A 21,065-nucleotide genomic window follows, 5' to 3' on the forward strand; every position below is an offset into this window, starting at 1 on the left:
GAGAAAACTGATGGACTTCACACTCACACCCGAACAGCAACTGCTGTCCGACGGTCTCAACAAGTTCCTCGACGCACGGTACGACCTGCAGGTCAGCCGCGACGCGGCCAAGGTCGGCGAGGGCTGGCAGCCCAAGATCTGGAAGGCGTTCGTCGAGGACCTCGGCGTCGTCGGCGCCTGCCTCCCCGAGGACATCGGCGGATTCGGCGGCGGCCCAGAGGAATTGATGGTCGTCACCGAGGCACTCGGCCACGCGCTGGTCATCGAGCCGTTCGTCGACTCGGTGGTCCTCGGCGCGGGATTGCTGCACTCGACCGGCAACCCGGTCGCACTCGAAGCCGCGAGCCGCATCGCCGGCGGCGAGGCGCTCAGCGCCCTCGCCGCACTCGAGGACTCCTCGGGCGGCGTGCTGTCGCGCATCGACACCAGCGCCGACAAGTCCGGCGACGAGTGGATCCTCAACGGCAGCAAAGCGGTCGTCACCACGGCACCGATCGCCGACTACCTGATCGTCAGCGCCCGCACCGCGGGCGAGCCGCATGACCCGGCGGGGCTCTCGCTGTTCCTGATCGACCTGGCCGACGGCGCCCCGCAGGGCCTCGAGATGCACAGGCTGCGGACCATCGACGACCGCCAGGCCGCCGACATCACCTTCACCGACGTACACCTACCTGCCGACGCGCTCATCGCCGACGACGGTGCCGTCGAGCTGCTGGAGAAGGCCTGGGACACCGCCATCGCCGCGGTCGTCTCGGAGGCGGTCGGCCTGATGCGCAAGGTGTTCACCGACACCGTCGAGTACGCCAAGCAGCGTGAGCAGTTCGGCGTCCCGATCGGCAGCTTCCAGGTGCTGCAGCACCGGATGGTGGACATGCACCTGCAGCTCGAACAGTCAGTGGCGGGACAGTATTTCGCCATCCTGTCACTCGAGGGCTCCCCCGCCGAGCGGGCCGCCGCGGTGTCGGCGGCCAAGGCGACGATCAGCCGGGCCGCGCGCTTCATCGGACAGAACGCGGTGCAGTTGCACGGCGGCATGGGCATGACCGAAGAGCTGGCGATCGGCCACTACTTCAAACGCCTCACCGCGATCGAATACGAATTCGGTACCGCCGACGCCCATCTGGCGCGTTTCGCCACGGCAACCGCGCAGATCGACGCCTAGACACCGACTCAGCTGTCGGTCCATACCGGCGGGCGCTTGGCCAGGAACGCCGACATACCCTCCTGCGCATCACACGTCATCGCGTTGGTCGCCATCGTCTCGCCCATCTCGTCGTAGGCGGCCGACTCGTCCAGCTCGATCTGACGATAGAAGGCCTGTTTGCCGATCGACACGGTACGTGCGCTCGATCCCGCGATTCCCAGCGCCAGTTCACGCACGGAGCCGGTGAGATCGGCGTCGTCGACGACACCGCTGAGCAGACCCCACTCCGCGGCCGTCTCCGCATCGATCGCCTCGCCGGTGAGCAGCATGTGCATCGCTCGCTTGCGACCGATCGCGCGTGTCAGCGCGACCATCGGCGTCGAACAGAACAGTCCGATGCGCACCCCCGGCGTGGAGAACGTCGCGCTGCGGCCGGCGACCGCGAGGTCGCACGTCGCGACGAGCTGACAGCCGGCGGCGAACGCCATCCCGGCCACCTCCGCGATGACCGGCTGCCGCACGTCGTGCACGGTCCGCATCAACTCGGTGCAGGTGGCGAAGACGGCACGCTCGTCCTCGAGTGTGCGATCGGTGAGTTCACCGAGATCGTGTCCGGCGGAGAACGCCGGACCGACCGCGCGGATCACGATGACCCGCACCCGCGGGTTCGCGTCGAAGCTGCGCAGTCCCGCGGTGACGGCGCGCATCGTGCTGGTGGACAGCGGGTTCCGACGCCGCGCATCACCGAGCGTGATCACGCCGAGCGGGGCATCGACCTCCACCGACACCGCTTCCCGGGTTGTCGTCGAATCGTTCATCACCACACCTCTTTCCGGGGTTGCCGTCCCGTAGATCATCGCCTATCCGCCCCGGGGATGACCCAGATGTGTCAGGTCTCGGTTGTCGCGACCGGGCTACGACGCCGACGTATGATCCCGGTGACGACGGCGACGATCGAGCCGACAGCGAGGACCACCGCGGATGCGAACGGCAACGCGGTGTCGATGAAGCCGACGATCAGCACCACCGGGATCGCGAGCGCCGGCCAGGGGAACACCGTGCGCCAGTTGCTCGAACTCCACCCGAGGATCGCGCACACCCCTGCGATGAACAGCACCAACCCGCCACACAGAACCCAGCGTCCGGCGGGACTCATCTCACCGATCGGGTGCAGCACGTACTGCTCGATCCCGACTCCGAGGAGCGCGGCCCCCAAGGTGAGTGGTAGGTGTCCGTACACGTAACCGTCGGCGCGGCCGCTGCCGATCGCGTGCTCGTCGTCCTGGATCTCGGTCTTCGCCTCGGCGCCGCCGATGTCGAAGTACATCCACCACACGGCAGCGGCGATGGTGAAGCCCAATGCGGCCACGGACAACGACGACCACGCCCAGTGCGTGTCGTGCATGCCGAGCACGATCGCCGAGATCGACTCCCCCAGCACCAGGATGACGAACAGGCCGAAGCGTTCTGGCAGGTGCTCGAGGTGCAGGGGTACGTTCGGCCCCCAGCGCGTGGCCGCGAGCGGGGCCAACGCCTCGATCCCGATGCCCACGGCCCACAGAATGTAGGTGGTCGGCGAGCTGGTGAACAGCGAGACGCCCCAGACCACGGCACTGATGACCGTCGCGGCGAAGTACAGGTTGATGGTGACCCGCGCGTCGGCGATGTGCCGCCAGGCCCGCAGATACAGGCCGGCCAAGATGAGTCGGGTCGCGATGTACCCGACCCCGAAGGCCACTGTGCCATCGCCGCCGACGGCGGTCGAGGCACTGGCCGCCATCACGGCCACCGCGAAGGTGGCCGCCAGTTTGAGAACTCGGTAGACGACGTCGTTGGTGTCGAAGCGGTTGGCGTAAAGAGTGGTGGTCACCCACGACCACCACGTCACCGCGAACAAACCGGCGAAGACCAGGACCCCGTCCCACCCCAGGTCCTCCTTCAGGGCGACGGCGAGCTGATGGATGATCAGCACGTAGGCGAGGTCGAAGAAGAGCTCGAGTCTTGTTGCCGCGCGGTCGTCCTCGGTGCGTAGGCGTGGTGGCGCCAGCAGCGGGGTACGCTGCCCTCCCCTGACGGCGCCGTCACCGTCGACAGGATCGCCGTCGTCGGACGACTCATCCGAGAACTCCGCTTCGCCATCGACCATGGTGCGGGGCAATACCCCCGCGCCCATCACCGCAAACCGGCCGGCAAGGGAATACCATGCGGCATGATCGGTTGACTGACTGGTGACGAGTACCGCACTTTTCGAACCCATCATCATTCGCGACGTCGAGATCGCCAACCGGATCTGGCTGGCCCCGATGTGCCAGTACAGCTGTTTCGCCTGCGACGGCGTACCCACCGATTGGCATCTCACCCATCTCGGCGCCCGCGCCGCCGGCGGCTTCGGACTCATCCTCACCGAGGCGGCCGCCGTCGTCCCGGAGGGCCGCATCAGCCCGCAGGATGCCGGGCTCTGGAACGACGAGCAGGCCGTGGCGTGGCGTCGAATCGTCGATTTCGTGCACTCGCAGGGCACGGTCATCGGTACCCAACTCGCCCACGCGGGCCGCAAGGCATCCACCTACTCCCCCTTCGACGAGAAGTCCGGCTCCGTTCCGGTCGACGAGGGCGGGTGGGACACGGTCGGACCGTCCGAGGTCGCCTTCGAGGGCCTGCGGGCGCCGACCGCGATGACGACGACGCAGATCGCCGACGTCGTCGACGCCTTCGCCCGGGCTGCACGACGCGCCGACCAGGCCGGATTCGACGTCGTGGAGATCCACGCCGCGCACGGCTACCTGCTGCACGAGTTCCTGTCACCGTTGTCCAATCACCGCACCGACGCCTATGGCGGCGACTTCGCCGGGCGGACGCGCCTGTTGCTCGAGGTCACCGACGCGATCCGTGCGGTGTGGCCGTCGTCCAAACCGCTCTTCGTCCGGGTCTCCGGTACCGAGTGGACCGAGGGCGGCTGGGATGTCGCCGACAACGCGCGTCTCGCCGGCCTGCTCGCCGAACGCGGTGTCGACCTGATCGACGTCTCCTCGGGTGGCAACGTGGTCGCAGACATTCCCGTCGGCCCGGGCTATCAGGTGGATCTGGCACGCGCGGTCCACCGCGACTCGGGCGTGCCGACCGCCGCGGTCGGCCTCATCACCGAACCCGATCAGGCCGAGAAGGTGGCCGGCGACGACGACATCACCGCGGTCTTCTTCGGCCGGGTGGCGCTGCGCGAACCGTCGTGGCCGTTGCGTGCCGCGCACGAACTGGGCGTCGACCGCCGCGAGGCGCCGTACCCGCCGCAGTACCGCCGGGGTTCCTGGCACTGAGTCCGACCCCGACGGCCCTCCTCACGCCTCGCGCGGCCCTCGGTCGTCGCGCGGCGCGAGGAGGGCCAGCGACGCCGACGTTGCGGCGTCGACGATCGAACTGAGGGGCGCCCCGGCTTCCACGGCGCTCGCCGTCAGCTCCCGGATACCTCCCCACAGGAACACCGCCCGTTGCCGGTCCATCGGCAGCACGCCCGCCGCAGCCATGACCGGCGTCGAGGTGAGCCCGACGAACAACTCGATCCACTCCTCCATGGCCTCGTTTTTCACCAGCTCGGCCGACCGCCCGAGTGCCGGGAGCTCGCGAATCCAGCTCAACATGAGTCCCGGATATCTGTCCCCGGCGGCGATGTAGGCCGAAACCGCTTGCCGCACCTGCACACCCGGCTCCGCCGCGGGATCGACGCGCTGTGCGATCTCGTCGATGGTGAGCCGCGTCGTCTTGCGCACCAGCGCGAAGAAGCACTCCTGCTTGTCGGCGAACTCCTGATAGAAGGACCGCCGCGAGGTACGTGCGACGCGCACGATGTCGGCCACCGTCGTGTCGCGATACCCGGACTCGGCCACACGCTGCAGCATCGCCCCGAGCAGACGTTCCCGCGTCGAGGACGATTCGTCCGGCGAGAGCATCGTGTCCACGGGTCCGATCATATGCCTCTTGCCCACCGGCGGTACGCCGACGTACCGTCGGTGGTACGCGTCCGTACCACCGTCCGCAACGAGGAGTGCCGAGTCCGATGACGAATTCACCCGTCCTGGGCAGCAGGGGCCACCTGCCGCCTGCCACCCGACTCCCGTCGGCCGTCCAGGGCATCGGTGCCATCGCATCCCGACGCCACTTCTTCGGTCACCTGCACGATCGTCACGGACCCGCCTTCACCGTGCGCCTGCCAGTCTTCGGCCCGGCGGTGGTGATCTCCGACGCCACACTCGCCCGACAGCTGTTCACCGCGGGCGACCAGGTGGCCAACGTGGCGCCCAACCTCGGTCGCATCCTCGGGTCCGGATCGATGTTCGCCCTCGAGGGAACCGCCCACCGTCGTCGTCGCAAGCTCCTCACCCCTCCGCTGCACGGCAAACGGATCAGACGCTACGAGCAGATCGTCGAGGAGGAGGTCCGCGCCGAGACCTCGACGTGGCCCACACGCACCGAGTTCGCCGCCATGGAACCGATGATGCGGATCACTCTCGACGTCATCCTGCGCGCGATCTTCGGCGCACATGGCGACGATCTCGATCAGCTCCGGCGGATCATCCCGACAATGGTGACCGTCGGATCGCGCGCAGCCACGTTCCCGGTACTGCCCCGCCCCTTGCGGATGCTCGATCCCAATGACCGCTTCACCCGGATGCGCAGTGAGTACCGCACGTTCATCGACGGCCTGATCACCAAGGCCCGCAACGATTCACACCTCGCCGAACGCGACGACATCCTCGCCATGATGCTGTGCAGCCGCCACGACGACGGCACCCTGATGGACGACGACGAGATCGCCGACGAGCTGCTGACCATGATCGCCGCGGGACACGAGACCACCGGGACGACGCTGGCGTGGGCGCTCGAACGGTTGCGGCGCAATCCCGACATCCTGGCGCGGCTCGTCGCCGAGGTCGATGCGGGCGGCCACGAATACCGGCACGCGACAATTCTGGAAACCCAGCGCAGCCGCCCGGTCATCGATTTCGCCGGACGGCACGTGGTGGCCGACGAGCTCGAACTCGGCGAGTGGCGCATCCCTCGCGGATACAACGTCCTGGTCTCGATCGCGCTGCTCCACGACGACAGTCGCGCGTTCACCGACCCCGAGCGCTTCGATCCGAGCCGCTTCCTCGGCACCACTCCGCCCCCGGCCTGGCTGCCGTTCGGCGGAGGTACGAGGCGCTGCATCGGTGCCGCATTCGCCACCATGGAGATGGACGTGGTCTTGAAGACACTGCTCCGCGACTACCGACTGCTCGCGACCGACGCCCCCGCCGAACGCTGGTTCTCGCGCGGGGTGGCCTACGCCCCCGCGCGGGGCGGGCGCATCGCGGTCATACCACGCTGAGAGCAACCTCCAACGCCACAACAAGTGACCGGTCACACATTTGCACTGTGACCTTCGTCATCGAACATGCCCGAACATCCGCCCAGCACCCGCCGGACGGAATGCCGCGATGCGCTGGGGTTTCACCCCAAAGGTAACGCCGTTATCTCAGCGTTACGGAAATCGTGCAGGTCACAACGACGACGTGACCCGACCGTTATCACGCCGTAGGGTCGCCCACGGTCCGAGATCAGCCGCCTTGCCAACCCCGGGGCGGTCGAGGAGGAACGAAGACCATGCGAATCACCAAGACACACGTGACCAAGCTCGTCGCCCGTGCCGCAGTCGTCGGCGCACTGACCGCCGCACCGTTCGGGATGCTGGCTTCCACCGCTCACGCAGCGGGCAACTGGGACGCAGTCGCTCAGTGCGAGAGCGGCGGCGACTGGGGCATCAACACCGGCAACGGCTACTACGGCGGCCTGCAGTTCTCCATGAGCACCTGGCAGGCCAACGGCGGCTCCGGCAACCCGGCCGACGCCTCGCGCGAGGAGCAGATCCGCGTTGCGGAGAACGTCCTGGCAACCCAGGGCCCCGGTGCGTGGCCGACCTGCGGCGCCAACCTCTGACACCCGTCACACGCACAAGGCCGGCGGACTCTTCCGAGTCCGCCGGCCTTCGGCGTCAGTGGATGAAACTAGGACTCGTCGTCGGAGTCCCCGACCTCGACGTCGAGCGCGCTCACCGCGATCCCGTACGGCAGGAACCGCACGTTGCGGCGCGGGTCGGTGTTGGTCTTGTTGGCACGCAGGGCGTCGAGTTCGGTGGCGTAGACCTGCTCGACGCGCGCCCCGCCGTCGTCGTCGACGACGAACACGGCCCAGACGCCTGATCCGGTTTCCCCGGCGGTCTCCGGCCGCGGTTGGGTCCGGGTGCGTCCCCGAGCCTCGTCGAAGAACGTCGAGAAGGCAGCAGGGCCCGCCTGGCCCTCGAAGAGCTTGCCGAACACCTCACGCAAACCGTCGCCGGCCTCCCGCGCGAAGCGGTCGAAGTCCTCGGGGCCGAAATTGAACGAGCCGCCGCCGAATCCGCTGTTGTCGGTCATGGTGTTCCCTTCCCTGATCGACCGTCGTGGCCGACCACGCCACCAGTGTCCTCAGGATCGGTCGGCTCCGCCACCTGCCTGTTCGGATTCCTCTAGCCGCTGATGAAGCCGAGCGCGAACATCGTCGGCCGAATACGAGTTCCGCTGTCGCTGATTCCGGGCGACCATCACCCCGCCGGTCGCCACCCCGACAGCACCGGCCAATCCCAGCCACTTCCAGAGATTCTTCATTCGGGCAGGATAGATCGTGCGGGCAGGTGGTGACCGCCGACGCCGCGACGCACTAGCCTTTCCCCGTGCCCACCAGCAGAAATCTGATCGGCCGGGATCGCGCTGAGGCGGGGATCTCGTTGACCGAGGCCCTCGACGCCACGCGCACCGGCGACGTCTGGTTGTTCCGCGGCCGTTCCGGCCCCGACCGGGCCATCCGCACGCTGACCAACGCTCCGGTGAATCACGTCGCGATGGCGGTCTGCGTCGACGACCTGCCGCCCCTGTTGTGGCACGCCGAGCTCGGCGAGCGGCTGACCGACGTCTGGACCGGCTCGAACCATCGCGGCGTACAGTTGCACGACGCGCGGGAAGCCGTGGAGCAGTGGATGATCCGCTACAAGCAGGCGTGCTGGATTCGGCAGCTGACCCCCGACGTCACCCGGGCGCAGGAGAACGACCTGCTCAAGGTGATCGCCCGGCTCGACGGAACACCGTTCCCCACCACCGCCCGCCTGGCCGGCCGCTGGTTCCGCGGTCGCCTCCCCAACTCCGCTGACCTCGTACGCGGAATCCCCTACCTCGACCGCAAGGTGCGGCAACGGCGCGACGAGCGGCAGCAGGAGTTCGGCGACGCCCACGACCCGGTCGGCCTCGAGGCCGCCTACTGCGCCGAGGTCGTCGCGATCACCTACCGCGACATGGGGATCCTCGATGTGTCCAAGGACTCCAACTGGTTCGATCCCGGCCGGTTCTGGAGCGGCGACCGCCTCCCGCTGCGTGCCCCGCACCAGCTGGCCACGGAGATCGCCGTCCACCTCGACTGAGGCATCGACGCCCAGGGCGGCGCGAATCCGCCTAGATCGTCATCGCCTCGCGGACGGTGGCCTCGGCGGCCGCGCCACCCTCGCCCGACGAGGTGACCCGGCCGCTCTCGAGCACGTAATACTGTTGAGCCGCTTCCAGAGCGAAGCCGATGTGCTGTTCGACGAGCAGCACGCCGAGTCCGCCGCGCCGGGTGAGCGTGGAGATGGTGTGCTCGATCTCGGCGACCACCGACGGCTGGATGCCCTCGGTGGGTTCGTCGAGGATCAGCATCCGTGGTTCGGTGATGAGCGCCCGTGCGATGGCCAGCTGCTGCCGCTGGCCACCCGAGAGGAGGCCGGCGCGGCGGGTGAGCAGCTCCTTGAGAGCCGGGAACATGTCCAGCATCTCGGCGATGAGTTCCTTGCCCCGCTTACGCCCGTCGGCCACCACCTGCAGGTTCTCGGCGGTGGTGAGATGCCCGAAGCTCTGCTGGCCCTGGGGAACATAGGCGATGCCGTGTTTGACGCGGGTGCTCGGACGTGCCCGCGTGATGTCGACGCCGTCGAAGGTGATGGTGCCCCTGGTGGTCTTGACCAGGCCCACCGCGGCGCGCAACAGCGTCGTCTTGCCCGCCCCGTTGTGGCCCATCACCGCCACGACGCCATCGGTCGGCACCTCGATGTCGACGCCGTGGATCACCTCGGTCCGGCCGTACCCGGCGTGGACCCCGGAGAGTTGCAGCATGGTTCAGTCCTTCTTCTCGACGGACGGCGCGTGTTCTTGGGTGTCCGCGGCGTCGACCTCGGCGGCTATCTCCTCGAGTTCCTCACCGCCGGCGGCCGTTCCGAGATAGACCTCCTGAACCTTCGGATTGGCCTGGACCTCGGCGACGGTCCCCTCGGCGAGCACCTGACCGCGGGCGAGCACGGTGACCGACGTCGCGAAGGCGCGCATGAAGTCCATGTCGTGTTCGACGACGACGACGGTGCGTTCGCCACCGATGCGCCGCAGCAGGTTCCCGGTCTCTTCCCGTTCCTCGTGGCTCATGCCGGCGACCGGCTCGTCGAGCAGCAACACCGAGGCGTTCTGCACCAGCAGCATCCCGATCTCCAGCCATTGCTTCTGGCCGTGTGCCAGCACCCCGGCCGGGGTGTCGCGCAGGTCCTGCAGACCGATGGTCTCCAGGGCCTGGGCGATCGAGTCCGGGATCTGCATCGGGCGACGCCGGAGCATCGTCCAGACCGACCGTCCCGCACCGGCGGCGATGTCGAGGTTCTGCAGCACGCTCAGTTCCTCGAAGACGCTGGCGGTCTGGAAGGTTCGCCCGACACCGAGTCGCGCGATCTGGTGCACCTTCTTGCCGACCAGTTCGACCCCGGACTTCTGGATCGATCCCGTGGCCTTCGCCAGACCGGTGATGGCGTCGATGATGGTGGTCTTTCCGGCACCGTTGGGTCCGATGAGGAATCGCAGATCACCCTGCATCAGAGTGAGATTCACATCGGTGACCGCTTTGAAGCCGTCGAACTCCACGTTGAGGCCGCGCACCTGCAGATAGTCGCTGGCCATACCGGCGTTGCCGCCGGTGACCGGGTCATGCTCGACGACGGCCGCCGAGTCGGATGTGCTCATGAGGGCGCTCCTACCTTGCTGGCGGCGTGTTCGTCGATGTCCCCGGTGGGAGACGGATCACGAGATTTCCTGTTGCGCCACTTGAACATCGCGGCGACACCGGCCAGCCCCGCGGGGAAGAACCCGACGACGACGATGAACAGCACACCCTGCGCGTAGGTCCAGCCGGACGGCCAGTTCTCCGAGAGGCTGGTCTGCGCCCAGGCGACCGCGATGGCACCGAGCACCGGGCCCAGCAGCGTGCTGCGGCCACCGATCGCGACGCCGATGAGGAAGGCGATCGAGGGCACGATGCCGACATCGGCCGGCGAGATGATGCCGACGATGGGTACGAACAACGCGCCGGCGATGCTCGCGAAGAGTGCTGCGACGGCATAGGCGACGACCTTGACGTTGGCCGGGTCGTAACCGAGGAAGCGCACCCGCTCTTCCTGATCGCGCACCGCGACGAGGAGTTCGCCGTACCGGCTGTTCATCAGCTGCCGGACGATGGCGACGACCGCGAGCAACACCGCGGCGGTGATGAAGAACAACAGCTGCCGGTTGACCGGGTCGTTGAGAGCGAGGCCGAAGAAGCTGCGGAACCGGTTGAGTCCGTTGCTGCCTCCGGTGGTCTGCTGACCGATGAGCAGGATCGCGAAAGCAGCGGCGAGTGCCTGCGAGAGGATCGCGAAGTAGGCGCCCTTGACCCGGCGTTTGAACACGCCGAGGCCCAGCAGGATCGCGAGAAGTGTGGGGATCAACAGGATTCCGAGGATCGTGAGGACCGGCGAGGCGAACGGCGTCCAGTATCCGGGCAGTTCGCGGATACCCGCGATCTGCATGAAGTCGGGCACGTCGTCGCCGCGCAGCTCGGCGTCGGAGATCTTCAGGTGCATCGCCATGATGTAGGCGCCGAGACCGAAGTACACACCCTGCCCGAGGGTGAGCATCCCGCCGCGGCCCCAGGCCAGGCCGATACCGACCGCGACGATGCCGAAGCACAGGAACTTGCCGAGCAGGTTGAGGCGGAAGTCGGACAGGACCGCGGGGGCGACCGCGAACAGCAGGATCGCGGCGACCCCGAATCCCGCCCAGACCTTCCAAGAACCGCTGAAATAGTCCTTCACACGAGACTCCTCGACTGGACCGTGAACAGACCCTGCGGGCGGATCTGCAGGAAGATCACGATGATGACGAACACGGCGACCTTGGCCACCGAGGCCGTGGTGTTGTATTCGATGAACGAGTTCAGGACACCGAGCGCGATGGCGGCGATGACCGCTCCCTTGATCTGGCCCAGCCCACCGATGACCACGACGAGGAATGCGTCGATCAGATAGGACATCCCGGTGTTGGAGCTGGTGGAACCGATCAGGGTCAGCGCCACGCCCGCGACACCGGCCAGGCCCGAACCGATGAAGAAGGTGGTGATGTCGGTGCTGCGGCTGGAGATGCCGCTGGTCTCCGCGAGGTCACGATGCTGCACGACCGCGCGGATACGACGCCCCATCGAGGTGTATTTCATCGTCACGGCGATCGCGGTCACCGCGATGACGGCGAGCAGCATGATGAACAGGCGGGTCTTGGGAACCACCGCGCCGAGGATGTCGACCCCGCCGGACAGCCAGGACGGGGCGACCACGTCGACCGCGGGCGCGCCGAAGATGTCGCGGGCCAGCTGCTGCAGGATCAGGCCCACACCGAACGTCACGAGCAGGGTGTCCAGTGGACGGTCATACATGCGTTTGATCAGGGTCACCTCGAGCATCACACCCATGAGGCCACCGACGAGGAAACCGATGACGAGCGAGACCAAAAGGGACACACCGGCATCGGAGATCAGGTACTCCTGCACCGAGTACGCGGTGTAAGAACCGGCCATGATGAATGACCCGTGGGCCATGTTGATCACGCCCATCTGACCGAAGGTCAGGGACAGACCGAGTGCCGCGAGGAGCAGGATCGAACCGAGGCTGAGCCCGGTGAAGAGCTGTCCGATAACGGTTTCCACGTCACTATCCGTTCATCGTCGGTGGTGGAGAACAGGCAGCACGCGTGACCCGTCCCGCGCAGGAGACGCGGGACGGGTCACGACGTGTCAGCTACTCAGGCCCTCGGCCCACGGGTAGGACTTCAGGAAGGGGTCCGGTTCGATGGGCTCACCCGAATCCCACACCGTGTAGATCAATCCGTCGCCGCGGATCTCACCGATGCGAGCGGTCTTGGTGATGTGGTTGTTCTCGCCGTCGATGGTGACCAGACCCTCGGGGGCGTCGAAAGTGACTCCGCCGGCTGCCTTCTGCACATCGGCGACCGCGAACGAGTTCGCCTTCTCGACGGTGTTCTTCCACAGGTAGACCGAGACGTAGGCGGCCTCCATCGGGTCCGACGTCGGCTTGTTGGCGCCGTAGGCGGCCTTGTAGTCCCGCACGAAGGACTGGTTCACCGGGTTGTCGACGGTCTGGTAGTAATCCCACGCCACCAGCTGGCCCTCGATGTTGTCGACACCGATACCGCCGACCTCTTCCTCGGCGATCGAGACCGACACGACGGGCATCGCCTGCGCGGTCAGACCCACGTTCTTGTACTCACGGAAGAACGCCACGTTTGAGTCGCCGTTGAGGGTGTTGAACACCGCGTCGGCGTCGGCGCTACGAACCTTGTTCACGATGGTCGAGAAGTCGGTCGAGCCGAGCGGGGTGTAGTCCTCACCCTTGATCTCGATGCCGTTGGCCTCGGCGTAGGCCTTGATGACGCGGTTGGCCGTCTGCGGGAAGACGTAGTCACTACCGACCAGGTAGAGCGACTTGACGCCCTTCTCCTTCAGGTATTCCAGCGCAGGCACGATCTGCTGGTTGGTGGTCGCGCCGGTGTAGAAGATGTTCGGCGAGGACTCGAGACCCTCGTACTGCACGGGGTAGTACAGCAGCGAGTTGTTGTCCTCGAAGACCGGCAGCATCGCCTTGCGGCTCGACGAGGTCCAGCCGCCGAACACCGCGGCGACGCAGTCGCTGGAGATGAGCTTCTCGGCCTTCTCGGCGAAGATGGTGGGCTCGGAGGCGCCGTCCTCACCGATCAGCTTGAGCTGCTTGCCCAGGACCCCGCCGTTGCCGTTGATCTGGTCGACGGCGAGCTTGATGGAATCGCGCACGGTGACCTCGGAGATCGCCATCGTGCCCGACAGCGAGTTCAGCGATCCGACCTTGATGGTGTCGCCGGCGGTGTCGACGCACGATTGTGCGCTCGACGTCGACTCGTCACCGGCGGAGCTGCCACACGCGGTCAGGACCAAGGCCACCGCGGAGAGCGCCGCAGGAACGATGATCCCGAATCGCCGACGGCGGGAGCGGGTGGCGGACGGGGGCGTGGCGGACGGGGGCGTGGCGGGTGGCGGGCCAAACGGCCTTGCAGCAGACGGCATCGGCGAAAGCCTTTCTCAATACGTCAGGTCGACTCTGGCGGGGCCAGGACGAACACGCGATGCAGCACCGCGCGGCCCCCCGTGAGATACGCATCGCAACGTGTTTGCGATCTCGCGTATGGGGCGTAAACGTATTTTGACTTTGTTACACCAGAATGACGTGAGATGAATTCCCTGTTTCCGATGCTGGGCGGCTCATCCACACCGTCTTCCGACGAATGCCGTTGTGTGCATTACAGATTGATGAGGCGCGAGTTGACATCGCCACCCCGGATGGCCTAAGGACCGAACGCGGCCTCAACTTCGGCACGGGTACGCTCGGGGTCAGATCCGAGCTCATAGGCCGGCAGCGTGTGCGGCACGTCGGTTCCCCCCGCCACACGCCCCTTGGCGGCCACGAACTCCGGCGCCTCCCCCATCGTCAGATGCGCGGAGTTGATGATGCTCCACACCGCGCTTCGACGCGCACGCCGCTCGAGGGGATTGGGCGGGCGGTAGGAGATCAGTTGCTTTGCCCATCGCGGCATGGTGTCGCGGATGGCCCAGTCCACCGCCGCCTGAGCCGGATTGGACACATTGCTACCGGTCGCCATCGCATTGCCATGCGTCAGCGCGAGTTTCGGTAGATACTCCTCCAGGCATGCCAGCGTGTCGGCCTTCGTCGTGGGCAGATCGGCACCGCCCAGTGCGTGGCCCACGCGGACGAATTCTGCGTAGTACCTGTCGAGTTCGGCCCCACGCAGTGGGCGCGGGTGATAGATCTCGTGCGCGGTCGCGATACCCCACACCACCGTCGCGTAGTTCCAGCGCAACCAGGCCGGATCGTCGGCGTCGTAGGCGGCGCCGTCGGGACGGACACCCTTGATCGTGTGATGCATCGACCGCACCGTGCGGGCGAGCCGTTCGGCGGTCTCGGTGGAGCCGTAGGCGGTGCCCATGAAGAAGGCCAGTGAATGGCCGAGCCTGGTGATCGCCCCGTCGGGGTCGATCGACATCACCGCGGTGCCGTCGGCGCGGCGGCGGACCAGGCGTGAATGATGCATCCCCATCCAGAAGATACTGGGGTCGAGACGCTCGAGGTACGACGCGCATTGCAGTCCGAAGATCAGTGCGGGTGTGTGGGAGTGCACGTACCACGTGGCGCTGTCGGGACCGAACCAGCCGGGATCACCCTCGGGATTCTCGAAATCCATGCCGCGAAAGAACTTCGCCCGCACATTGGCGTCGAACTTGTCGTTGAGCCACGATCCGACGAACTCGTGCGGCAGCGTCAGCGGCACCCAGTCCGTCGCCGGGAGTCGCAGTGGAGCCAGGGACACAGTCATCGGTGGTCCTTCTCGTCGCAGGTCGCACGGGATCACGCACGCCGTTGTGGTCACGGTTGTCCCCAGAGTATCCCGTTGGGTACGCATGTGACCAGACCTGGCATCGGAGGGGCCGGCCGGACTATGGTGGGACGATGTCCAGTCCGACCCGGTGGGCCGGCGTCCCCCTCGAGGATCGCCGCGCGGAGCGACGATCGATCCTCATCGCAGCAGCATTCGACATCTTCGGCGGCTCCGGCACCGAGACCGAACTGTCGGTGCGCTCGGTGTGCCGGTACTGCGGTTTCAACACCCGCTACTTCTACGAGAGCTTCGCCGACACCGACGAACTCCTCGGGGCCGTATACGACGCCACCGCACAGGAGCTCGGTGCGGTGGTGGAGGCGGCGATGACCGAGGCCGGCCCGTCGGTGCGCGCTCGCACCCGAGCCGGAATCCGCGCCGTCCTGGGCCACGCCTCGTCCGACCCCCGGCGCGGCCGCATCCTGTTCACCGAAGCGGTCACCAATCCTGTTCTCGCCCAACGTCGGGCGGTGACGCAGGACATGCTCAGAGAACTCGCCTTCGCCGAGGCCGACGCCCGCGAGACCGATCCACTGAGCGGCCGGGTACGCGCCGCGATCTTCACCGGCGCGATGACCGAACTGGTACAGCAGTTCCTCGCCGGGAGTCTCGGGGAGGATCTCGAGCGGATCGTCGACGAGGCACTGGTGACCCTCATCCCCCAGGCGCGGGTCGGCGCGTAAGCCGCTCGACCTCAGACCGAACCGGCAGGCGCCCTTCGCAAGTCCTGTATCGATGCCGGACCCATCCCCCGGTCGAGTGCGGAGATCATGATCAGACAGCCGCACCCGGACAACACGAGTCCGGTCGCGAAGAGAACCGGGAAGCCGAACAGGTCGCCGACGACCCCCGCGGCGAATCCGGCCACCCCCTGCACCCCGACGACCGCGCAGGCGAAGAGCGTGTAATCACTCCCCTCGTAACCCTTCTCGCACGCATCCATCATGAGCGTGAAGACCGCGACGGTCGCCGCGCCGCCGAGAATGTGCTCCGCCAGGCTCGCGGTCACGACGAGCCAGAAGCCCCCGGCTCCGAGCGCGACGACGAAGTAGAGTGCGAGACTCAGCGTTTGGGCGACACCGCCGAAGAGCAGTGCGTGGCGCCGCCCGTACCGAAACGCCAGCCAGCCACCCAGCGCGGCACCCCCGAGAGCCCCCGCCGACGACAACGCACCCTCGATCAGCGCGATCTGGCCCAGACTCAGTCCGATGTCGGACATGAACGGCCCCACCAGCGCCGACGCCATCGAGTTGCCGAACTTGTAGGCACCGACGACGAGGATGAACACGACGATGCCGGGCCGTCGGAGGCGTGCGACCCAACCGGTCAGCAGGTGCCCGGGAGTCGACGTCCGCGGTGGCGCGTCGAAGACGTCGCGGGGCGACTGCCGGGCCAGGAACCACACGGGCACGGTGACCGCGAGCAGCAGCACCGACATGGCGACGAACAGGCTGCGCCACCCGGCGAGGGAGAACAGCCACAGCAGTCCGCCGCCGCCGACGATCATGCCGATCCGGTAGGCGCCCACCTGAATCCCGTTGCCCAACCCTCGTTGCCGGGGTTCCAGCGTCGACACGGCGAGACCGTCGGTCGCGATGTCCTGGGTGGCCGAGAGCAGGTTGATCACCGCGATGCCCACGAGCATCCACACCAGACTGCTCGACAGGTCGAGGCACGCGAGGATGAGCGCGACCGCGGCCGACGACAGCTGCAGGGTCAGGAGCCACCGCCGGCGTGTGCCGTATCGGTCGACATAGGGCGCCCACAGGAACTTCAGGCCCCACGGCGCGAACAGCAGTCCGTAGACACTGATCTGGGTGAGTGAGTACCCCTCTTCACGGAGGATCACCGGTACGGCCTGGCTGAAGAAGCCGTACGGCAGGCCCTGTGCGAAGTAGAGCGCGGTGAGCAGCACCAGAGTGCCGACGGCGAACGTGCCGGAGCGCGGCGGAGTCGACATGGGTGTCATCATGCCGCAGCCGCGTCAGTCGGTCGCGTCCTGCGATCGGCTGGGCTGCGCCGGATTGCCTTTCGGTCGGGCATGGTAGCCGCTGACGACCGACATCCTGTTGAACGCGTTGATGGTCACGGCCGCCCAGATCACGACGGAGGTCTGGTCGGTGTCGAGGATGTCGGTTGCCCGGTCGTATGCGAGATCGGCCGCGTCCTCCGGGGGCAGGATGGTGACCAGTTCGGCGATCTCCAGCGCAGCGCGCTCGACGTCGTCGAAAACGGCTGGTGCATCGCGCCACCCGCCGATGACATCGGTCTGCTGCGTCGTGAGTCCGGCGGCGCGGCCGAGCTGGGCGTGCAGACTCATGCAATAGGCGCAGCCGTTGATCTGCGAACATCGCAGGTTCACCAGTTCGATCACCTTGCGGCTCAGTCCGGCCGCTTCGGCGGCCTCCGCCACCTCGCCGGACACCGCGACCAGTTTCCGGTAGACCCGCGGCGAGACCTTGTCGATTCGCACGCGTTGAGCAGGCATGGCTCGAGGTTAGCCGTACCGACCCGCCCAGCCGCGGAATCACATCCGGGTCCGAGACGTTCGTATCCGGTGAACCGACAAAGGAGCAGCGCATGACCGACAACACCAGTACCCACGACACCGGCACCCCAGACCCCGGCACCCCAGGCCCCGGCACCCAGGACACGGTCGCCGTCACCCGCAACGACGAGGCCGGGCGTTTCGAGGTCACGGTGAACGGCGAGGTCGCCGGATTCACCGTCTTCAAGGACCGGGAGAACCAGCGCATCTTCCCGCACACCGAGGTCGACGAGAAGTTCTCGGGCCGCGGTCTCGCCACCAGGCTGATCGGCGATGCACTCGAGGCGACCCGCCGCGACGGGTTACGCGTGGTCGCCGTGTGCCCCGCGGTCGCGCGTTACGTGGCCAAACACCCCGAGGTCGCCGACAACGTCGACCCGGTGACCCCGGCTGTCCTCCAGTTCCTCGGCTGACGGTCGCGGTCCCCGCATCAATCCCCCGGGCATCAATCCCCCGGGCATCAATCCCCCGGGCATCAATCCCACTCGCACGAATTCCCCACGGCAGGTGAGTAGCACTACTCATCCCTGACGGCCGATGAGCCGTCAAGGTCGGTACATGACCACTCCCAGCAGCACTTTCGCCGGCGGTCCGGGTGCCGCGACGCTCGCCCGGATCTCCACCGAGTTCGAGGCCATCGCCCGCCAGATGTCCACTGTCTCGGCTGAATTCGCCGAACTCCGCCGTCTCGTCAGCAACACCGACGAGGCGGCGGAGGCGTCTTCGCGGCCACCGCAACCGACTCCTTCCGGGTTCGTCCCCCCGACCGCTCCGGCCCCACCACCTCCTGTCCGGTACGCCCCACCGCTGCGTGCACCCGGACCCGTGTGGGCACCCGCCGGGACATCGATGTACCTGCCGCCCTACGGCCAATCCACTCCCCCGCCGCCCCCGCGACCCCCGGCGCCCCCGCAGCTCGTGGCGCCGCGCCGACCACCGACCCCGTCGATGTCCGATCGCATCGGTGCCGCCGCCGAACGTGGTCTCATCGGCAAGATCCTCGCCACCGCAGGCGTCGGCGTCACCCTCGTCGGCATCGCCCTGCTGCTCGTGCTGGCCGCGCAGGCCGGCATTCTCCGCCCGGAATTCCGGGTCGCCGGCGGCGCCGTCCTGGCTGCCGTCCTGGTCGGTGGCGGAATGTGGTTACGACGCAAAGACGACGGACGGATCGGCGCGATCGCACTGACCGCCACGGGAATCGCCGCCGGGTATCTCGACGTACTGGCGGCGACCAAGCTCTACGGGTGGCTGCCCATCGTCGCCGGCCTGACGGTGGCCGGCGCCGTCGCCGCCGGCGGTCTGGTCCTCGCCCATCGTTGGCGCAGTGAGCATCTCGGGCTGCTGGTGGTGGTGCCGCTGATCGTGCTCGCCCCTGTCCTGACCGGCGGCCTGGACATCACGCTGATCGCGTTCATGGTGATGCTCGCCGCCGCGTCGTCGTGGGTCCAGCTCGGCCGCGACTGGATCTGGTTGCACACCGTCCGTCTGGCTGCGCCCGTCGTCCCGCTGACGCTGGTCGGCGTTCTGGCGCTGGCGGGATGGGGCTCCATCGGTGGCGCTGCCGTCGCGTTCACCGCTGCCGTCGTGGTGGTGATGATCCTGGGATTCGGTGGAGCGCTGCTCGCGATGCCCACCACCCGGTTCCGGGAAGTCATCGCGGGCCTGGCGAGCGCTACGACGATCCCGGTCCTGTTGGCCGGCAACGTGGTCCCCACCGCGGGTGCCGTCGCCCTGCAGGCCGGAGCTGCTCTCACGGTCATCGGCATCGTGGCCGTCGGTACGGCCGTGCGTGACGGACGGTGGTTGCCCGACGTCGTCGCACAGATCTGGACCGCGACCTCCCTCGTCCTGCTGTTCGTCGCGGTACTCGAGACATTCGACGGCACGATCGCCACCTCGGCACTGTTGGGTCTTGCCGTCATCGGGGCGCTCGTCGCGCGCAGCTGGTCGAGCACCTCGGTCGTGCTGCTGGCCGGGAGCACCATCATCTGGGGCATCGGATTCGCCGACCTCCTCGACACCGTGGCGCCGTTCGTCCTCGCCGACGCCGACCTCATCGCCGGGAACGCGTCGCTGTCGGTCCTGGTGGCGAGCGTGTTCGCCGTGGCCGGAGCCGTGGTTCTCGCCGCCGGGTGGTCCCGCATCACCGATGCCGAGCTCTCCCGGGTCGCGGCCACCGCGGCCGGACTGGTCGTCGTCTACGCAGTCACCGCCATCAGCGTCACCGCCGGAGTGCTGACGGCCGGGTCCGACGGATTCCTGGCCGGTCACGTCGTCGCGACCACGTGCTGGCTCGTGCTGGGCGGTGCCGCGCTTGCCTACGCGCGGCGGCGTACCGGCGCCGCGCGCACCGCTGCGGTCACCGGCGGTCTTGTCCTCATCGCGGCGTCGATGGCCAAACTGTTCCTCTTCGATCTCGCGACCCTCGACGGGATCTTCCGCGTGATCGTGTTCATCGTGACCGGCCTGATCCTCCTCGGCCTCGGCGCCTGGTACGCGCGGGCGCTCCAAGACGTCACAACCCCGGTGGCGCCATCGAAGGCACCACCGGGGGCGACGGGCCCGCAGTCCCCGGTCAGACCGTCTTGACGGTCTCGACCGGCGCCGCCACGTCGACCTCGGTTGTCTCGTCATGCGCCACGGGACGACGGTCGGGGGCGGTCCGCACGTGAGTGAAGTAGATCGTCAGCCCGACGAAGGTCAGCCCGCCGACGAGGTTGCCGACGACCGTGGGGATCTCGTTCCAGATGAGATAGTCACCGATCGAGAAGTCGCCGCCGAGCAGCAGGCCGACCGGGAACAGGAACATGTTGACGATCGAGTGCTCGAAACCCATGTAGAAGAACAGCATGATCGGCATCCACATCGCGATCACCTTGCCGGGCAACGACGTCGACATCATCGCGCCGACGACGCCGGTGGACACCATCCAGTTGCACAACACACCGCGGAGGAACAGTGTCAGCATTCCGGCGGCGCCGTGCTCGGCGTATCCCACGGTCCGGCTGTGCCCGATCTCGCCGAGCTGCTGCCCGACCGCATCGGGTTCGACGCTGAAACCGTAGGTGACGATCACCGCCATGATCACCGCCACGGTGAAGGCGCCGAGGAAGTTCCCGAGGAACACCCAGCCCCAGTTCCGGAGCATCGATCTGAAGGTGACCCCGCGGCGTTTGTCGAGCCAGGCGAGTGGCACCAGGGTGAACACACCGGTGAGCAGGTCGAATCCCATCAGATACAGCAGGCAGAAGCCCACCGGGAACAACACCGCGCCGAGCAACGGCTCCCCGGTCTTGACGGTGATCGTCACGGCGAATGCGGCCGCGAGGGCCAGGATCGCACCAGCCATGTAGGCACGGATGATGGTGTCGCGGGTCGACAGGAAGACCTTCGCCTCACCGGCGTCGACCATCTTCACCGCGAACTCCGACGGATTCACATAAGACAAGAGGGTTCTCCTCGAACTTCTGGGTGCCTGACTTGTTGA

Annotated in this window: 22 protein-coding genes; 8 read left to right on the forward strand and 14 right to left on the reverse strand. The window is 67.3% G+C overall.

Annotation, left to right across the window (positions count from 1 at the left end; translation table 11 throughout):
* The first annotated feature begins 10 nt into the window (after positions 1 to 10).
* Entirely contained in the window at positions 11 to 1,162 is a 1,152-nt protein-coding gene (locus tag H1R19_RS16310) for an acyl-CoA dehydrogenase family protein (protein WP_219849574.1), read from the forward strand.
* A gap of 8 nt (positions 1,163 to 1,170) precedes the next feature.
* Here the strand turns inward: H1R19_RS16310 and H1R19_RS16315 are convergent, their stop codons facing one another.
* The gene (locus tag H1R19_RS16315) at positions 1,171 to 1,962 is read right to left on the reverse strand and encodes an enoyl-CoA hydratase-related protein (RefSeq protein WP_219849575.1); all 792 of its coding nucleotides are present in this window, start codon (positions 1,960 to 1,962) and stop codon (positions 1,171 to 1,173) included.
* Positions 1,963 to 2,033: 71 nt separating this feature from the next.
* Entirely contained in the window at positions 2,034 to 3,290 is a 1,257-nt protein-coding gene (locus H1R19_RS16320) for a low temperature requirement protein A (RefSeq protein ID WP_223204561.1), read from the reverse strand.
* A gap of 82 nt (positions 3,291 to 3,372) precedes the next feature.
* Here H1R19_RS16320 and H1R19_RS16325 point away from each other — a divergent pair, with 82 nt between their 5' ends.
* The gene (locus tag H1R19_RS16325) at positions 3,373 to 4,458 is read left to right on the forward strand and encodes an NADH:flavin oxidoreductase/NADH oxidase (protein ID WP_188327481.1); all 1,086 of its coding nucleotides are present in this window, start codon (positions 3,373 to 3,375) and stop codon (positions 4,456 to 4,458) included.
* A 21-nt stretch (positions 4,459 to 4,479) separates the two neighbouring features.
* Here the strand turns inward: H1R19_RS16325 and H1R19_RS16330 are convergent, their stop codons facing one another.
* On the reverse strand, positions 4,480 to 5,088 hold the full coding sequence (locus H1R19_RS16330; RefSeq protein WP_244971001.1) for a TetR/AcrR family transcriptional regulator: 609 nt from the start codon (positions 5,086 to 5,088) through the stop codon (positions 4,480 to 4,482).
* Between the two features lie 107 nt (positions 5,089 to 5,195).
* On the opposite strand from H1R19_RS16330, the gene H1R19_RS16335 reads away from it, so the two are divergent.
* On the forward strand, positions 5,196 to 6,506 hold the full coding sequence (locus H1R19_RS16335) for a cytochrome P450 (RefSeq protein ID WP_219849577.1): 1,311 nt from the start codon (positions 5,196 to 5,198) through the stop codon (positions 6,504 to 6,506).
* Between the two features lie 275 nt (positions 6,507 to 6,781).
* Positions 6,782 to 7,114, forward strand: a complete 333-nt coding sequence (locus H1R19_RS16340; protein WP_188327478.1) for a transglycosylase family protein — start codon at positions 6,782 to 6,784, stop codon at positions 7,112 to 7,114.
* Between the two features lie 68 nt (positions 7,115 to 7,182).
* Here H1R19_RS16340 and H1R19_RS16345 read toward each other — a convergent pair whose 3' ends face one another.
* Positions 7,183 to 7,590 carry a hypothetical protein gene (locus H1R19_RS16345; protein ID WP_188327477.1) on the reverse strand — a complete coding sequence of 136 codons (408 nt, stop codon included), beginning with the start codon at positions 7,588 to 7,590 and terminating at the stop codon, positions 7,183 to 7,185.
* Between the two features lie 51 nt (positions 7,591 to 7,641).
* Complete coding sequence (locus H1R19_RS23265) at positions 7,642 to 7,821, reverse strand: hypothetical protein (RefSeq protein WP_188327476.1); 180 nt, start codon at positions 7,819 to 7,821, stop codon at positions 7,642 to 7,644.
* 65 nt (positions 7,822 to 7,886) lie between these two features.
* On the opposite strand from H1R19_RS23265, the gene H1R19_RS16350 reads away from it, so the two are divergent.
* The gene (locus H1R19_RS16350) at positions 7,887 to 8,627 is read left to right on the forward strand and encodes a guanylate cyclase (protein ID WP_188327475.1); all 741 of its coding nucleotides are present in this window, start codon (positions 7,887 to 7,889) and stop codon (positions 8,625 to 8,627) included.
* 31 nt (positions 8,628 to 8,658) lie between these two features.
* On the opposite strand, the gene urtE is transcribed toward H1R19_RS16350, so the two are convergent.
* From urtE to H1R19_RS16380, 6 genes are all read right to left on the reverse strand, one after another.
* Positions 8,659 to 9,351, reverse strand: a complete 693-nt coding sequence (gene urtE / locus H1R19_RS16355; protein WP_188327474.1) for an urea ABC transporter ATP-binding subunit UrtE — start codon at positions 9,349 to 9,351, stop codon at positions 8,659 to 8,661.
* Between the two features lie 3 nt (positions 9,352 to 9,354).
* Positions 9,355 to 10,239, reverse strand: a complete 885-nt coding sequence (gene urtD / locus H1R19_RS16360; protein ID WP_219849578.1) for an urea ABC transporter ATP-binding protein UrtD — start codon at positions 10,237 to 10,239, stop codon at positions 9,355 to 9,357.
* Positions 10,236 to 11,348, reverse strand: coding sequence for an urea ABC transporter permease subunit UrtC (urtC, locus tag H1R19_RS16365; RefSeq protein WP_219849579.1), 1,113 nt, complete (start codon positions 11,346 to 11,348; stop codon positions 10,236 to 10,238). The genes urtD and urtC overlap by 4 nt, the downstream gene beginning before the upstream one ends.
* On the reverse strand, positions 11,345 to 12,232 hold the full coding sequence (gene urtB / locus H1R19_RS16370) for an urea ABC transporter permease subunit UrtB (protein ID WP_188327471.1): 888 nt from the start codon (positions 12,230 to 12,232) through the stop codon (positions 11,345 to 11,347). The genes urtC and urtB overlap by 4 nt, the downstream gene beginning before the upstream one ends.
* 87 nt (positions 12,233 to 12,319) lie before the next feature.
* Positions 12,320 to 13,642: an urea ABC transporter substrate-binding protein gene (gene urtA, locus H1R19_RS16375; RefSeq protein WP_244970730.1), complete on the reverse strand. Its 1,323-nt coding sequence runs from the start codon at positions 13,640 to 13,642 to the stop codon at positions 12,320 to 12,322.
* A 278-nt stretch (positions 13,643 to 13,920) separates the two neighbouring features.
* Positions 13,921 to 14,967: an oxygenase MpaB family protein gene (locus H1R19_RS16380; RefSeq protein ID WP_219849580.1), complete on the reverse strand. Its 1,047-nt coding sequence runs from the start codon at positions 14,965 to 14,967 to the stop codon at positions 13,921 to 13,923.
* Between the two features lie 134 nt (positions 14,968 to 15,101).
* On the opposite strand from H1R19_RS16380, the gene H1R19_RS16385 reads away from it, so the two are divergent.
* Positions 15,102 to 15,713: a TetR/AcrR family transcriptional regulator gene (locus H1R19_RS16385; protein ID WP_219849581.1), complete on the forward strand. Its 612-nt coding sequence runs from the start codon at positions 15,102 to 15,104 to the stop codon at positions 15,711 to 15,713.
* An 11-nt stretch (positions 15,714 to 15,724) separates the two neighbouring features.
* Here the strand turns inward: H1R19_RS16385 and H1R19_RS16390 are convergent, their stop codons facing one another.
* Entirely contained in the window at positions 15,725 to 16,990 is a 1,266-nt protein-coding gene (locus tag H1R19_RS16390) for an MFS transporter (protein WP_219849582.1), read from the reverse strand.
* Between the two features lie 24 nt (positions 16,991 to 17,014).
* Positions 17,015 to 17,518 carry a carboxymuconolactone decarboxylase family protein gene (locus tag H1R19_RS16395; protein ID WP_219849583.1) on the reverse strand — a complete coding sequence of 168 codons (504 nt, stop codon included), beginning with the start codon at positions 17,516 to 17,518 and terminating at the stop codon, positions 17,015 to 17,017.
* A 92-nt stretch (positions 17,519 to 17,610) separates the two neighbouring features.
* Between H1R19_RS16395 and H1R19_RS16400 the strand changes: the two genes are divergently transcribed.
* The gene (locus tag H1R19_RS16400) at positions 17,611 to 17,991 is read left to right on the forward strand and encodes a GNAT family N-acetyltransferase (protein WP_188327466.1); all 381 of its coding nucleotides are present in this window, start codon (positions 17,611 to 17,613) and stop codon (positions 17,989 to 17,991) included.
* A 145-nt stretch (positions 17,992 to 18,136) separates the two neighbouring features.
* Positions 18,137 to 20,167: a DUF2339 domain-containing protein gene (locus H1R19_RS16405; RefSeq protein ID WP_219849584.1), complete on the forward strand. Its 2,031-nt coding sequence runs from the start codon at positions 18,137 to 18,139 to the stop codon at positions 20,165 to 20,167.
* Here the strand turns inward: H1R19_RS16405 and H1R19_RS16410 are convergent.
* Positions 20,154 to 21,026, reverse strand: coding sequence for a formate/nitrite transporter family protein (locus H1R19_RS16410; RefSeq protein WP_188327464.1), 873 nt, complete (start codon positions 21,024 to 21,026; stop codon positions 20,154 to 20,156). The two genes, H1R19_RS16405 and H1R19_RS16410, sit on opposite strands and share 14 nt — an antisense overlap.
* Positions 21,027 to 21,065: the final 39 nt, after the last annotated feature.

The sequence above is a fragment of the Gordonia jinghuaiqii genome (assembly GCF_014041935.1).
GTDB lineage: Bacteria > Actinomycetota > Actinomycetes > Mycobacteriales > Mycobacteriaceae > Gordonia > Gordonia jinghuaiqii.

Coding starts and splice junctions, on each gene's coding strand:
- H1R19_RS23265 (WP_188327476.1), bottom strand. CDS start 7,821: ATGAAGAATCTCTGGAAGTGGCTGGGATTGGCCGGTGCTGTCGGGGTG.
- H1R19_RS16330 (WP_244971001.1), bottom strand. CDS start 5,088: ATGCTCTCGCCGGACGAATCGTCCTCGACGCGGGAACGTCTGCTCGGG.
- urtD (WP_219849578.1), bottom strand. CDS start 10,239: ATGAGCACATCCGACTCGGCGGCCGTCGTCGAGCATGACCCGGTCACC.
- H1R19_RS16385 (WP_219849581.1), top strand. CDS start 15,102: ATGTCCAGTCCGACCCGGTGGGCCGGCGTCCCCCTCGAGGATCGCCGC.
- H1R19_RS16390 (WP_219849582.1), bottom strand. CDS start 16,990: ATGTCGACTCCGCCGCGCTCCGGCACGTTCGCCGTCGGCACTCTGGTG.
- H1R19_RS16380 (WP_219849580.1), bottom strand. CDS start 14,967: ATGACTGTGTCCCTGGCTCCACTGCGACTCCCGGCGACGGACTGGGTG.
- urtA (WP_244970730.1), bottom strand. CDS start 13,642: ATGCCGTCTGCTGCAAGGCCGTTTGGCCCGCCACCCGCCACGCCCCCG.
- H1R19_RS16320 (WP_223204561.1), bottom strand. CDS start 3,290: ATGGTCGATGGCGAAGCGGAGTTCTCGGATGAGTCGTCCGACGACGGC.
- H1R19_RS16395 (WP_219849583.1), bottom strand. CDS start 17,518: ATGCCTGCTCAACGCGTGCGAATCGACAAGGTCTCGCCGCGGGTCTAC.
- urtE (WP_188327474.1), bottom strand. CDS start 9,351: ATGCTGCAACTCTCCGGGGTCCACGCCGGGTACGGCCGGACCGAGGTG.
- H1R19_RS16340 (WP_188327478.1), top strand. CDS start 6,782: ATGCGAATCACCAAGACACACGTGACCAAGCTCGTCGCCCGTGCCGCA.
- H1R19_RS16400 (WP_188327466.1), top strand. CDS start 17,611: ATGACCGACAACACCAGTACCCACGACACCGGCACCCCAGACCCCGGC.
- H1R19_RS16345 (WP_188327477.1), bottom strand. CDS start 7,590: ATGACCGACAACAGCGGATTCGGCGGCGGCTCGTTCAATTTCGGCCCC.
- H1R19_RS16335 (WP_219849577.1), top strand. CDS start 5,196: ATGACGAATTCACCCGTCCTGGGCAGCAGGGGCCACCTGCCGCCTGCC.
- H1R19_RS16405 (WP_219849584.1), top strand. CDS start 18,137: ATGACCACTCCCAGCAGCACTTTCGCCGGCGGTCCGGGTGCCGCGACG.
- H1R19_RS16310 (WP_219849574.1), top strand. CDS start 11: ATGGACTTCACACTCACACCCGAACAGCAACTGCTGTCCGACGGTCTC.
- H1R19_RS16315 (WP_219849575.1), bottom strand. CDS start 1,962: ATGAACGATTCGACGACAACCCGGGAAGCGGTGTCGGTGGAGGTCGAT.